Annotated in this window: 8 protein-coding genes, 3 rRNA genes and 4 pseudogenes (1 of these 15 running past the window's edge); 11 read left to right on the top strand and 4 right to left on the bottom strand. The window is 36.7% G+C overall.

All coding sequences use genetic code 11. The annotated features are described in order from the left end of the window. Positions 1-187: 187 nt before the first annotated feature. The 11 genes and pseudogenes from trmD (at position 188) to N7U66_RS22740 (ending at position 10605) form a co-directional block, all read left to right on the top strand. Positions 188-866, top strand: a pseudogene (trmD, locus tag N7U66_RS19825) (tRNA (guanosine(37)-N1)-methyltransferase TrmD). Between the two features lies 1 nt (position 867). After that, positions 868-1185: a hypothetical protein gene (locus tag N7U66_RS19820; protein WP_267676626.1), complete on the top strand. Its 318-nt coding sequence runs from the start codon at positions 868-870 to the stop codon at positions 1183-1185. After that, positions 1172-1393, top strand: coding sequence for a GyrI-like domain-containing protein (locus N7U66_RS19815; RefSeq protein ID WP_267676625.1), 222 nt, complete (start codon positions 1172-1174; stop codon positions 1391-1393). The genes N7U66_RS19820 and N7U66_RS19815 overlap by 14 nt, the downstream gene beginning before the upstream one ends. Positions 1394-1695: 302 nt before the next feature. Beyond that, positions 1696-2046: a 50S ribosomal protein L19 gene (rplS, locus tag N7U66_RS19810; protein WP_267676624.1), complete on the top strand. Its 351-nt coding sequence runs from the start codon at positions 1696-1698 to the stop codon at positions 2044-2046. A 1158-nt stretch (positions 2047-3204) separates the two neighbouring features. Then, the gene (locus tag N7U66_RS19805; protein ID WP_267676623.1) at positions 3205-3777 is read left to right on the top strand and encodes a pentapeptide repeat-containing protein; all 573 of its coding nucleotides are present in this window, start codon (positions 3205-3207) and stop codon (positions 3775-3777) included. A 141-nt stretch (positions 3778-3918) separates the two neighbouring features. Beyond that, a pseudogene (locus N7U66_RS19800) lies at positions 3919-6139 on the top strand (NADP-dependent isocitrate dehydrogenase). A gap of 97 nt (positions 6140-6236) precedes the next feature. Continuing rightward, a pseudogene (locus N7U66_RS19795) lies at positions 6237-8593 on the top strand (TonB-dependent receptor). A 4-nt stretch (positions 8594-8597) separates the two neighbouring features. Further along, positions 8598-9413, top strand: a complete 816-nt coding sequence (locus N7U66_RS19790; protein ID WP_267676622.1) for a DUF4249 domain-containing protein — start codon at positions 8598-8600, stop codon at positions 9411-9413. A 137-nt stretch (positions 9414-9550) separates the two neighbouring features. Next, positions 9551-10372: pseudogene (gene murQ, locus N7U66_RS19785) on the top strand (N-acetylmuramic acid 6-phosphate etherase). After that, positions 10362-10553 carry a DUF6095 family protein gene (locus N7U66_RS19780; protein WP_267676621.1) on the top strand — a complete coding sequence of 64 codons (192 nt, stop codon included), beginning with the start codon at positions 10362-10364 and terminating at the stop codon, positions 10551-10553. The pseudogene murQ and the gene N7U66_RS19780 overlap by 11 nt, the downstream one beginning before the upstream one ends. Beyond that, entirely contained in the window at positions 10531-10605 is a 75-nt protein-coding gene (locus N7U66_RS22740) for a DUF6095 family protein (protein ID WP_390886665.1), read from the top strand. Before N7U66_RS19780 ends, N7U66_RS22740 begins: the two co-directional genes overlap by 23 nt. On the opposite strand, the gene N7U66_RS19775 is transcribed toward N7U66_RS22740, so the two are convergent. From N7U66_RS19775 to N7U66_RS19760, 4 genes are all read right to left on the bottom strand, one after another. Then, positions 10598-11098, bottom strand: a complete 501-nt coding sequence (locus N7U66_RS19775; protein WP_267676620.1) for a hypothetical protein — start codon at positions 11096-11098, stop codon at positions 10598-10600. The genes N7U66_RS22740 and N7U66_RS19775 overlap by 8 nt on opposite strands. 275 nt (positions 11099-11373) lie before the next feature. Further along, positions 11374-11481, bottom strand: a 5S ribosomal RNA gene (gene rrf / locus N7U66_RS19770). 233 nt (positions 11482-11714) lie between these two features. Continuing rightward, positions 11715-11822 (bottom strand): 5S ribosomal RNA (gene rrf, locus N7U66_RS19765). A gap of 161 nt (positions 11823-11983) precedes the next feature. Next, positions 11984-13992 (bottom strand): 23S ribosomal RNA (locus N7U66_RS19760) (it continues 815 nt past the right edge of the window).

Here is a 13992-nt window from a genome sequence, read left to right as displayed (position 1 = left end):
ACAGCTCGGGAGCTAGAGCAAAAGAAACAAATAGATGCTGATCAACAGTAACTAACTATTTTATTATTACAACCTTTTTTATTAAGTTGTAAATCATATGAGGGTCGAATTTTACTTAAAAATTCGACCCTTATTTATGTTTTAATATTTCATTTGAATTATCTTAGCATTCCTTTAATAAAGCATCATGAGAATTGACATCATCACGGTATTACCGGAATTATTAAAAAGTCCGTTTGAAGCCTCCATTTTAAAACGCGCCATAGAGGCGCAATTGGTTTCTGTACATTTTCATAATCTGCGTGATTATACAACCGACAATTATAAGTCTGTAGACGACACGCAATTTGGCGGCGGTGCTGGTATGGTGATGACCTGCGAACCTATAGACAAATGTATCTCTAAATTAAAAGAATCACGCGACTATGACGAAGTGATCTATATGACGCCGAGACGGAGAAACTTTAAACCAAGGCATTGCAAACACCCTCTCTTTAAAGGAAAACATCATTATTCTCTGTGGGCATTATAAAGGTGTAGACCAACGGGTACGGGATATGTTTATAACCAAAGAAATCTCTATTGGCGATTATGTCCTTTCGGGAGGCGAATTAGGTGCTGCGGTGTTGTGTGATGCTGTAATTCGTTTAATTCCAGGAGTATTAGGTAATGAAACCTCTGCTCTAACCGATTCGTTTCAGGATAACTTATTAGCCCCTCCTATTTATACTAAACCAAGAGACTACAAAGGACATCAAGTGCCGGACGTATTGTTAAGTGGGCATGCTGCTAATATAGAATCCTGGCGTGAAGAGCAAGCGCTAAAAAGAACACAAGAGCGCCGTCCCGATTTGTTAAAAGACTAAAGTGATCATTAAAGGAGTACACCATTACATCATGAATACCTATCCAAAACCTCAAACTATCACCCTTCAAGAGAAAAAACTCGTGGGACAATCGATAGACATGTCTTTGATAGAAAATAAAACGTTTGAATTATTTTCAGACTTTATGCCAAAGAGACGACACATTAAAAACGGGTTGGATACTCTTATATATGAAGTTCTAGTGTACGATTCCATGACCTATTTTTCTGAGTTCAACCCGAATACCCTCTTTAAAAAATGGGCGGCTATAGAAGTTTCTCAATACGAATCTATTCCGAGAAAACATGACCTGTTATAATTTACAAGGTGGTTTGTATGCCGTGTTTAGGTATAAAGGTTTGGTACAAGACTTTTCAAAACTCCTGCAGTATATTTTTACAGAATGGATGCCAAAATCTCAATATACTTTAGACCATAGAGCACATTTTCAGGTCCTGGGTGAGCACTATAAAAAAGATAGTCCGGATTCTCAAGAAGATGTTTATATTCCTATTCGGCTTAAGTAACTAGGAGACCGTCCTGTGGTACTGCCGTTTAGTTCAAAAGGCCTACTCATTAAAAATCACCTAAGGTATTGGTATGCTTTCTTTCTAAGTAGAGGATTAAAATGCTTTTAGTTTTTTAAAAATACGAACGTATTTAAAAGAGAAACAACGGTTTGTTTTTAGAGTAGATGTGTAAAATCAAAAAAAGAATATTATTGATTGGTAATTATTAAGTATTAACTATATTTGCACCCAATTTCGGGTTAACCTCCGGCGATATACGTGAATGTTGTTCTGAATTAATAAACTAAAAAATTATAAAGATGGAATCTTTAATAAAATTTGTACAAGACGAATTTGTAACAACAAAAGACTTTCCTGAATTTTCTGCTGGGGATACAATTACTGTATACTACGAAATTCGTGAAGGTGAAAAAAGTAGAACACAGTTCTTTAGAGGTGTGGTATTACAAAGAAGAGGCTCCGGGTCATCAGAAACTTTTACTATTAGAAAAATGTCAGGAACTGTTGGTGTAGAGCGTATCTTCCCAGTTAATTTACCGGCATTACAAAAAATTGAAATCAATAAAAAAGGTAGTGTACGTCGCGCTAGAATCTTTTACTTTAGAGGTCTTACTGGTAAGAAAGCTAGAATTAAAGAAGCAAGAAGATAATAATTTCTTCTTTTTTATAGAATTGGAAAAGCCTGGTTTCATGAAGCCAGGCTTTTTGCATTTCATACGTTATCAACAAATGTTAATAACCCCTACTCATAACTAGTTGATAAATAAGATGTTAATTTTGTTGGTTTTTTAAAACTTAAGATGTATCTTAGTTGAACAGTTAATAACAACTTTTGTTGGTTGCGAACTAAAATTCGAATTTGTATTAATTGATTAAAGACTCGTTCTTTAAAATAATTGTTTTTTGAGATTTTTAAATACCATATGTAGATATGACTATTGACAAAATCATGACGTTCGTAAAGTTAGAATATGTATTTGCAGATTCTAATTTGAAAAACTGAAAGTTTCTGAAAAAGTAATAAGATCGAAAGTGATTATGAATGGAAGAAACAATATTCTATTATAAAATAGAGTATCAAGAAAAACAACAACCGGTACATGGCAGTAAAAGTTCTATACATTTAGAAAATTACCCAAATGTACTATTGATTTAACTACTCTTGAATTGAAGAGATATAAAACTTCGGTTTTATGTTGTGTTAGCGAGAGCTAACTAGGTCACGAGGATGTTAATTCGAAGAAAGCCATAATGTTAATAGTTTAATCTATTATGTTATGGCTTTTGTTTTTAGTATAATCCCCATTTTTGCTAAAAACAAACCATTATTCAAAACAGTAAATAAATAAAAGAATCGTCTATACTATTTAGTACGTAAAACAATGATACTAACCGTATGCCCCAATCATTATCTAAACAAGTGTTTATGAAATAGCAATCTTATTAAGTTGATTTGATAGAAAAAAAATCATAACATTTAAAGTATAAAACTTGTGATTGCCGCAGTGACCTATGTATGAAACAACAATGTCTTTCATCCTTTCTTTTACAAAAACAAGTCGCTTTTAAATATTTGTAACCCCTATAAAGTGTATAGAATTTAAAGGAAATGAAACGTCTATTGACATCGTGGGACTAACAACAGTAGAAAAATGAATGGGTTCGTTACTAAGCGTCTTTCAAAAAACCACCAAATAAGAGGTGTGGTGCATTATATTTGGAATGAGACGGAGAGAGACCACATGAACACAGATTGACCATGAGTAAATAACATGTGATACTTTTATAATGCCACCGAAATAAATACTATGAGCCTTCCCTTTATCACAGATAAAACATTCAAAACACAAGACTATACCCTTAATAGCCTACCAAAGGCTGAGTATGCCAATTGTACCTTTATTCACTGTGATTTTAGTAACAGCTATGTCTCCGGCATGTCCTTTTTAGAATGCGAATTTATAGACTGCAACCTAAGCTTAGTAAAAGCTAAAACGGCTACCTTAAATGATATTGTTTTTACTAATTGCAAGTTATTAGGATTTCCCTTTCATGAGTGTAATCCATTTTTACTAACCGTTACTTTCAATAATTGTATCCTAAGCTTTTCGTCCTTCTATAACTTAAAATTAAAGCAGACCATTTTTGCAAACTGTCAACTGCAACAAACCGATTTTACAAACACAGATTTAACCGAGTCGGTTTTTGATAACTGCAATTTATCCCAAACCATTTTTGATCATTCTATTTTAGAAAAAGTCGATTTTACAAATGCCCGAAACATTAGAATAAACCCGGAGAAAAACAGAATTAAAGGCTCAAAATTTTCTAAAGAAAATGCCCTGGGGCTTCTTACTCACTACTTTATTAATATAAATTAAAAATAGAGCACAGAGGAACCATTTTGTCTACCCCTGAAACTTTAAATCAAACTGTGTAGGCTTTAAAATGGTTTTGATTTTTTGTATATTCGCAGTCCCGAAATGCTTCGGGTTTTACAAATTAAAATACACTAATTATATATGTCAGCAACACCTAAAATCATTTATACAAAAACTGATGAAGCTCCTGCTTTAGCAACACGTTCATTTTTGCCTATTGTAAAAGCTTTTGTGGAATCTTCAGGAATTAATATTGAAACAAAAGATATTTCTCTAGCAGCCGAATACTAGCCGTGTTTCCAGAATTTTTGGAAGATGACCAACAAGTGTCAGACGATCTCGCTTTTTTAGGAGAACTTGTAAAAAAACCTGAGGCTAACATTATAAAACTACCCAATATATCAGCCTCTATTCCTCAATTAAAAGCTGCTATAGCCGAATTACAAGAACAAGGTTTTGGTATTCCAAACTATCCGAGATGAGGCTCAAAATGATGTAGAAAAGGATATTAAAGCACGATACGAAAAAATTAAAGGTAGTGCTGTAAACCCAGTATTACGGGAAGGAAACTCCGACCGCCGTGCACCAAAAGCAGTAAAAAACTACGCAAAGAAGCACCCACATTCTATGGGAAAATGGTCTAGCACCTCTAAAACTCATGTATCTACTATGACTTCGGAGATTTTGCTCATAATGAAAAGTCTCTAACGCTTCCTGCAGCGACGTCGGTAGATATTAAATTTACAGGCGAAAATGGAACTACTGTACTATTAAAAAAAGGAATTGCATTGCTAGAAGGTGAAATTATTGATGCCACGGTAATGAGTAAAAAGGCCTTGATTGAATTTTTAGAAGAACAAGTTGAGGATGCTTTAGATAAAGGGGTATTGTTTTCACTACACATGAAAGCAACCATGATGAAGGTAAGTGATCCAATCATTTTTGGTCATGCCGTTCGTGTTTTCTTTGCTGATTTATTTGAAAATCATGGGAAAGCTTTTGAAAAAATTGGTGTTGATGTAAATAATGGTTTTGGAAATCTATTGAGTAAATTAAGCCAATTACCGGAAGCGAAACGTGATGCCATTAGAGAAGATATTCGCTACGCTTTAGAGCATGGGCGGAATTAGCCATGGTTAATAGTGATAGAGGTATTACGAATTTACATGTACCAAGTGATGTCATTATTGATGCCTCTATGCCAGCAATGATTCGTACTTCGGGACAAATGTGGAATGCTGAAGGAAAACTTCAGGATACAAAAGCGGTGATTCCGGACAGTAGTTACGCTGGTATTTATGCGGCTACGATTGACTTCTGTAAAAAACATGGTGCTTTCGATCCAACCACAATGGGGACGGTTCCGAATGTTGGATTGATGGCTCAAAAAGCTGAAGAATATGGTTCTCACGATAAGACTTTCGAAATTACGGGTAATGGAAAAGTAGAAGTCATAGACGAAAACGGAAAAACGCTAATTAAACATACCGTAGAAGCCGGCGATATTTGGAGAATGTGCCAAGTTAAAGATTTACCTATTCAAGACTGGGTAAAGTTAGCTGTAACACGTGCACGCGCTTCTCAAACCCCAGCTGTTTTTTGGTTAGACAAAAACAGAGCACACGATGCTCAACTTATTAAAAAAGTCAACACCTATTTAAAAGATCATGACACTACTGGTTTAGATATTAGAATTTTATCTCCTATTAAAGCCACTGAATTTACGTTAATACGCCTTAAAGATGGAAAAGACACCATTTCAGTATCTGGTAATGTATTACGTGATTATTTAACCGATTTGTTTCCCATATTAGAAGTAGGAACGAGTGCAAAAATGTTATCTATCGTTCCATTAATGAATGGTGGTGGTTTATTTGAAACTGGAGCGGGAGGTTCTGCGCCTAAACACGTACAGCAATTTACTCAAGAAAATCATTTGCGTTGGGATTCTTTAGGGGAGTTTTTGGCATTAGCCGTTTCCTTAGAACATTTTAGTACTGTAAATAACAATCCTAAAGCAAAGATATTAGGTGATGCTTTAGATCGTGCGACTGAGAAATTATTGGATAATAGTAAGGGACCTTCGCGAAAATCTGGTGAGTTAGACAATAGAGGAAGCCATTTCTATTTAGCTTTATATTGGGCACAGGAGTTAGCAGAACAAAATGAAGATGCTGCATTGAAAGCTGAATTTGAGGTCATAAAAAAGCAATTAGAAGATAATGAATCAACCATAGTTAATGAGTTAAATGATGTTCAAGGTCATCCTGTTGATATTGGTGGGTACTATGAACCCAAAGAAGGGTTAATAAACGCTGCGATGCGACCAAGTAAAACATTAAACACCCTTTTAAACAACTAACTGGGTTAAATTAAGATTATGTTAAAAGCTCCTGTGTCGGGAGCTTTTTTTATATTTTTACTTGCCAAAATTGCTGTAAATGAATCCATTAAAACTAATGTTACTCATCGGTCTTTGTTTGAGTAGTACCTTTCTATTCGCTCAGGATAAATTCACCTTGAGTGGCACCATTCAAGAAGAAAAAAGTAACGAAACTTTAATTGGGGTAAATATTTTGTTTCCAGATCAAAAAACAGGAACAACTACTAACGAATACGGGTTCTACTCTATCACCTTACCTAAAGGAACATACAACATTGTTTTAAGCTATGTGGGATACGGGGAAAGAACCGAAACGATAGTCCTTAATCAAGACACGAAAAAAGATTTTACACTGGTGGAGTCTGCTGAAAGTTTAGAAGAAGTCATTTTAACCGAAAATGTTGAAAAACTAAATATTAGAAAACCGCAAATGAGTGTCAACGCATTAAGTTCTACAACCATAAAAGAAATTCCTGTAGTGCTAGGCGAAGCAGATGTTTTAAAAGCAATCACTTTATTGCCTGGGGTTACAAACGCAGGAGAAAGTTCTTACGGGTTTAATGTTCGGGGAGGCGCTTCAGATCAAAATTTAATTTTATTAGATGAAGCTACTGTGTTTAATTCTTCACATTTATTTGGTTTATTTTCTGTATTTAATCCGGATGCCATAAAAGATTTAAAGTTATACAAAGGTGGAATTCCCGCACGCTACGGTGGTCGCGTATCTTCTGTTTTAGACATTTATCAAAAAGAAGGAAATAGCAAAGACTTCCATATGAATGGTGGTATTGGTATAGTAGCTAGTCGATTATTAGCAGAAGGGCCTATAAAAAAAGATAAAGGCTCTTTTCTTTTAGGAGGTAGAAGTAGCTACGCACATCTGTTTTTACCACTATTTGATTTAGATAATGTGGCCTATTTTTATGATTTAAATACGAAACTGAGTTATACACTTAATGAAAAGGACAACATTTACTTATCGGGTTATTTTGGTCGTGATGTTTTTAATTTAACCGATAGCTTTAAAAATACGTATGGAAATACCATTGTGAATTTTAGATGGAATCATTTATTTTCCAACAAGTTGTTTTCTAATATGTCTCTTATCTACTCGGACTACTACTATGGGTTAAGTTTAGATTTCGTAGAATTTAATTGGAACTACGGAATACAGAACTTCAATTTTAAATACGATTTAAAACACTATATCAGTGATACTTTTAAATTGCAATATGGTTTGAATAGCATTTATTATACATTTAATCCTGGAGAAATTGAACCATCGACTCCCACTACGGTATTAATTCGAGAAAATTAATAGATAAATATGCTTTTGAAAATGCTGTTTATGTTGATGCAGAGCATAAAGTTTCAGACAAACTCACCCTAGCTTATGGGTTACGACTAAGTACCTTTTTAAGACTCGGTCAAAAAGAGTTAAACCTTTACGAAAATGATCAGGCCGTTATTTTTAATGATGATTTTCAAATTTACCAAAGTGCAGATCCCATTGGTACCGAATCAACCAGCAGAAAAGAAGCCGATAAATCGTTTATTAATCTTGAACCACGCTTTTCGGCAGCTTACCAAGTATCAGAACGTTCTTCCATAAAAGCAAGCTATAATAGAATGAGTCAGTACTTACACCTTTTGTCTAATACCAGTTCACCAACCCCACTTGACGTTTGGGCCCCTAGTGGAAAGTATATTAAACCACAGGTGTTAGATCAATATGCCGTAGGGTATTTTAAAAATTTGAAAGATGGAGACTATTCTTTGGAGGTTGAAAGTTATTATAAATCAGTAAAAAATAGAATTGACTACATAGATGGTGCTAATTTGATTGCTAATGATGCCATCGAACGCGTTATTTTAAATGGAAAAGCCGGAGCTTATGGTTTTGAATTATTATTTAGAAAAAATGAAGGGCGATTAAAAGGCTGGCTAGCGTATACGCTATCTAAATCTGAACAAAAAACAGAAGGCCGATCACCAAACGAAACAGGTATTAATAATAATAGTTGGTATAATACAGCTTATGATAAAACCCATGATATTTCTGTGACCAGTAGTTATGATGTCTCAAATAAATGGAAAGCCAATGCCAATTTTATATTTCAAACAGGTCAACCTACCACATATCCAAATGGCCAGTACGTCTATAACGGGATCGTTATACCTAATTATAGTGATCGCAATTCTACACGATTAACAAGCTACAACCGCTTAGATGTGTCTGCGACGTACACTCCAAAACCGAGAAAAAAAGAAGGTTGGCAAAGCTATTGGGTCTTTAGTATTTATAATCTCTATAATCGTAAGAATGCCACCTCCATATCTTTTGCACAGAATGAAGACACGGGACGCAATGAAGCTACCCGTTTAGCCATTTTTGGAATTATTCCTTCAGTATCTTATAATTTTAAATTCTAAAAAAATGAAAAAAATACTCTATATGTTAACGTTAAGTATCTTCATTTTTTCTTGTGAAGATGTTGTTGAAGTTACTGTACCTAACGCCCCACCGCGATTGGTTATAGAAGCTTCATTAAACTGGTTTGATGGTACTTCAGGAGAAAATCAAACCATAAAACTAACACAATCTGCTCCGTTTTTTAATAACCAAGTGTCACCAGCTACCGGGGCTACAGTGACAGTAAGTAATGAAAGTAACATTGTTTTTAGCTTTGTTGATAACAATTTAGACGGAAACTATGAATGCACTAATTTTGCACCAAATCTTAATGAAACGTATACCTTAAACATTATATATAATAACGAAACCTATGTAGGGAGCGAAACCATGACTTCTGTAACCCCTATCGATTTTATCGAGCAAAAGAATGACGGTGGCTTTTCAGGAGAAGCTATAGAAATAAAAGCTTACTATACAGATCCCGCAGAGGAAGAAAATTATTATTTCTTTGAATTTAAAGAGGAGCATGAGACCAATCCGTTTTTAAATGTCTATGATGATGAATTCATTAATGGCAATCAAATTTTCGCCTTCTATTCCAACGAAGACACAGCACCAGGACATGAATTGATAATAAAAAACTATGGGGTTTCAGAACAATTCTATGACTTTATGTTTTTATTACTGCAGCAAAGTGACAGTGCTGGTGGAGGCCCTTTCGAAGTGCAACCAGCCACGGTTCGTGGTAATTGTATAAATGTAACCAACCCAGATCATTTTCCTTTTGGTTATTTTAGAGCATCACAGGCTACAGAATTTATATATATTATAGAATAATACCTGCAGCATTATGGTACAGCTCGTGCTACCCACTATACCTTTTTACCATAGAAGTGAAGATAAAAAAGGATACTTGTGTTATCGCTAGCGCAAATCGAAACCTGAATTAAGCACAATTATTGTATTTTTGATTTATGAGCTTTGAAAAAACAACAGAAAAAGAATCCCATTATAACCATCTAGAAAAGATGGGCATACAAGAACTTCTTAAAAACATAAATAAAGAGGATCAAACAGTCCCTTTGGCAGTTGAAAAAGCCATACCTCAGATTGAAAAATTAGTGGAGCAAATTGTAAGCAAATTGAAGTCTCGGAGGAAGGTTATTCTATATCGGTGCAGGTACCAGTGGTCGTTTGGGTATTGTTGATGCTTCAGAATGCCCACCAACATTTGGAGTTTCACATGATTTAGTCATTGGCTTGATTGCTGGGGGAGATATTGCCATAAGAAAAGCCGTAGAATTTGCTGAAGATTCCACCACTCAAGGTTGGAAAGATTTACTAGCCCATTCTATTTCAGATAAAGATGTCGTAGTAGGTATTGCAGCATCCGGAACGACACCTTACGTTATACATGCGTTAAAAACATGTCATGCAAATAATATAACAACAGGTTCTATAAGCTGCAACGCACACAGTCCTTTATCGCTAACCGCTGCATTCCCAATCGACGTTGTGGTTGGGCGGAATTCGTTACAGGAAGTTCTAGAATGAAGGCTGGAACCGCACAAAAATTAGTGCTTAATATGATAACCACGTCGGTGATGATTCAAATGGGCAAAGTTAAGGGTAACAAAATGGTAGACATGCAACTAAGTAATAACAAACTGGTAGCTAGAGGTGTAAAAATACTGATGTCTGAATTGAATATAGACAACGTATTAGCAAAAAAATTATTACAAGAACACCACAATGTAAGATCAGCAATAAAAGCCTATCATAGTCATGGAAACTAAACGAACAGACAAAGAAGTTCTAACAAAAGGTTTAAAAAAAATGGGGATCTCATTAATACTCATGTTTTTAGGTCCTACTTTAATCTATATTGCTTTTAGCAATCCGAGAAAAATCATTATACATCCCTTTGTTAACTTTAGGCATCCAGGGCTGTGCATTGGCCATATACTTCGCTTTTAAAGGGTTAAATACGATTCTTGACAGTATGTTTAAAAACAATAAAACTAATTGAGAGTCGTCACTTTTTTAGGCGTTGTAGGGTTATATCCAAAATCAGAATCCTCTATTGTAATATTCAAACGATCTAAAATATAATTAATGATCGCATAATGATGAATGGTATGACTATTTCCCTGAGCCAATAACGCTTCATACGTATAATTAATTTCTAGCTTTCCCATTCCTAAATCGTCAATAACAACGATTTTTTTACTATTTAAAGTATCCAACAGTTTTAAGCGATGAATTATAGTTGCAAAGGCCTCGATTGCAGAATCGCAAGAATTCTCAATGGCCGTTATGCGTTTTCTAGCCGTTAAATCAACACACCCATCGGTGACCGTTAAGGCACAATCATAAAAGTCATAGATATGTCTTATATGCGAGCCTATACTCGAATAATATGGCGAAACAGAGGCATTACCAAACTGGTCGTCATTAAGAGTGGTTAAGAGCTCATGTGACTTTTTAAGCGTTTGTATAGTAGATTGGATAATACGATTCATAAACAAAAGAAGGAATTTAACGAGAACAATTTTAATAGTCTCATTAGTCTAAATATAACTAAGGCCTTACATTTAAAACTATTTTATAATATAGAAAAAGATTTTATAGTAAATAATAAAGAGACCCTCTTTTTTCATCGTAAATCCTTTTGAACATAAAATAGGAAGCAACAAAGTTAACTTTCAAGAAAGAGATGTATGCCTTATACACTTACTCACACATAAATGTATCAACCCAAAAAATCCTAAACACATACCTGTTTAGGATTCTGTAAAAAAGGCGACGACTTACTCTCCCACAAGTGTAGTACCATTGGCGCAAATAGGCTTAACGTCTCTGTTCGAAATGGTAAGAGGTGTGCCCTATCGCTATAATCACCTTAAGTCTTTCGGTGTGTGTGGTTTGATTCACGTAACCATATAAAATAGTATATTATAAAAATGGAGTATAAACTAAAGCATTAGAAGGACGCTGTCCCAGTGCTTTTAACATGAATAATGCACTGTTTTTATTCTATTGGGGCTTTCACAACGTGATTTAAAACCCTCTTGTCTACACTAGAAAAGTATAAAACAAAAAAAAGTCCTAAACAAATACATGTTTAGGACTCTCTAAAAAAGGCGACGACCTACTCTCCCACAAATGTAGTACCATCGGCGCAAATGGGCTTAACTTCTCTGTTCGAAATGGTAAGAGGTGAGCCCCATCGCTATAATCACCTTAAATCTTTCGGCGTGTGTAGTTATATTAAATAATCTACTTACCGTATAAAATAACATATTGAAAAAAGCACGTTATACGTGATTTACATGAAAAGTATAATAATTGTATTGCACTCCACTTCTTAGCACTGAGCTTGTTGAAGTGTATAAAAAAAACAGGCGTACAATAAGCCTATGGGTTATTAGTATCACTCGGCTATGACATTACTGCCTTTACACCTATGACCTATCAACGTAGTAATCTCCTACGACCCTTTAAAGAAATCTCATCTTGTGGTGGGTTTCGCGCTTATATGCTTTCAGCGCTTATCCCTTCCCAACGTAGCTACTCTGCAATGCTCCTGGCGGAACAACAGATACACCGGAGGTTAGTCCAACTCGGTCCTCTCGTACTAGAGTCAGATCCACTCAAATTTCTAACGCCCACTGTAGATAGAGACCGAACTGTCTCACGACGTTCTGAACCCAGCTCGCGTGCCACTTTAATGGGCGAACAGCCCAACCCTTGGGACCTTCTCCAGCCCCAGGATGTGACGAGCCGACATCGAGGTGCCAAACCCCCCCGTCGATGTGAGCTCTTGGGGGAGATCAGCCTGTTATCCCCGGCGTACCTTTTATCCTTTGAGCGATGGCCCTTCCATGCGGAACCACCGGATCACTATGCTCTACTTTCGTACCTGATCGACTTGTAGGTCTCTCAGTCAAGCTCCCTTATGCCATTGCACTCTACGCACGATTACCAACCGTGCTGAGGGAACCTTTAGAAGCCTCCGTTACTCTTTTGGAGGCGACCACCCCAGTCAAACTACCCACCAAGCACTGTCCTTTCATTGAAAGTTAGACTCTAGATAAGCAAAGGGTGGTATTTCAACAATGACTCCACAACGCCTAGCGACGCCGCTTCAAAGTCTCCCACCTATCCTACACATTACTTATCCAAAACCAATACTAAGCTATAGTAAAGGTGCACGGGGTCTTTTCGTCCCACAGCGGGTAATCGGCATCTTCACCGATACTACAATTTCACCGAGCTCATGGCTGAGACAGTGTCCGAGATCGTTGCACCATTCGTGCAGGTCGGAACTTACCCGACAAGGAATTTCGCTACCTTAGGACCGTTATAGTTACGGCCGCCGTTTACTGGGGCTTCATTTGATTGCTTCGCCGAAGCTAACAACTCCACTTAACCTTCCAGCACCGGGCAGGTGTCAGGCCATATACGTCATCTTTCAATTTAGCATAGCCCTGTGTTTTTGATAAACAGTCGCCTGGACCTTTTCACTGCGGCCCATCCGAAGATGGGCGACCCTTCTCCCGAAGTTACGGGTCTATTTTGCCTAGTTCCTTAGCCATGAATCTCTCGAGCTCCTTAGAATTCTCATCCCAACTACCTGTGTCGGTTTAGGGTACGGGCTGCTTCTCTTGCTTTTCTTGGAAGTCGATTTGCTAGATTATCACCGCGACCGTAGTCTTAGTGTACTATCGAGGTGTTACCACTCTCTTCAACGCACAATTCCGTCTGTGCGCACTAACTTTTCGCCTCCGTCACTTTTAATGAGAGCAGGTACAGGAATATTAACCTGTTGTCCATCCACTACCCCTTTCGGGTTCGCGTTAGGTCCCGACTAACCCTCAGCTGATTAGCATAGCTGAGGAAACCTTAGTCTTTCGGAGTGCGGGTTTCTCGCCCGCATTATCGTTACTTATGCCTACATTTTCTTTTGTAGCTACTCCAGCATGCCTCACAGCACACCTTCAACGCCACTACAATGCTCCCCTACCACTTTTTCAAGTCCATAGCTTCGGTAATATGTTTATGCCCGATTATTATCCATGCCGAACCGCTCGACTAGTGAGCTGTTACGCACTCTTTAAATGAATGGCTGCTTCCAAGCCAACATCCTAGCTGTCAAAGCAGTTCAACCTCGTTTTTTCAACTTAACATATATTTGGGGACCTTAGCTGATGGTCCGGGTTCTTTCCCTTTCGGACATGGACCTTAGCACCCATGCCCTCACTGCTGATTAACATTTTATAGCATTCGGAGTTTGTCAGGAATTGGTAGGCGGTGAAGCCCCCGCATCCAATCAGTAGCTCTACCTCTATAAAACTATAAATCAACGCTGCACCTAAATGCATTTCGGGGAGTACGAGCTATTTCCGAGTTTGAT

It is taken from the genome of Lacinutrix neustonica (genome assembly GCF_026625145.1).
Taxonomy (GTDB): Bacteria; Bacteroidota; Bacteroidia; order Flavobacteriales; family Flavobacteriaceae; genus Lacinutrix; species Lacinutrix neustonica.
The sequence above is the reverse complement of the archived record's forward strand: the minus strand, read 5'-3'. Positions and strand labels throughout refer to the sequence as shown.

Excerpts from the sequence above, each read along its gene's own strand:
- N7U66_RS19815 (WP_267676625.1), top strand. The coding sequence starts at position 1,172 with ATGACCTGTTATAATTTACAAGGTGGTTTGTATGCCGTGTTTAGGTAT.
- rplS (WP_267676624.1), top strand. The coding sequence starts at position 1,696 with ATGGAATCTTTAATAAAATTTGTACAAGACGAATTTGTAACAACAAAA.
- N7U66_RS19805 (WP_267676623.1), top strand. The coding sequence starts at position 3,205 with ATGAGCCTTCCCTTTATCACAGATAAAACATTCAAAACACAAGACTAT.
- N7U66_RS19790 (WP_267676622.1), top strand. The coding sequence starts at position 8,598 with ATGAAAAAAATACTCTATATGTTAACGTTAAGTATCTTCATTTTTTCT.
- N7U66_RS19780 (WP_267676621.1), top strand. The coding sequence starts at position 10,362 with ATGGAAACTAAACGAACAGACAAAGAAGTTCTAACAAAAGGTTTAAAA.
- N7U66_RS19775 (WP_267676620.1), bottom strand. The coding sequence starts at position 11,098 with ATGAATCGTATTATCCAATCTACTATACAAACGCTTAAAAAGTCACAT.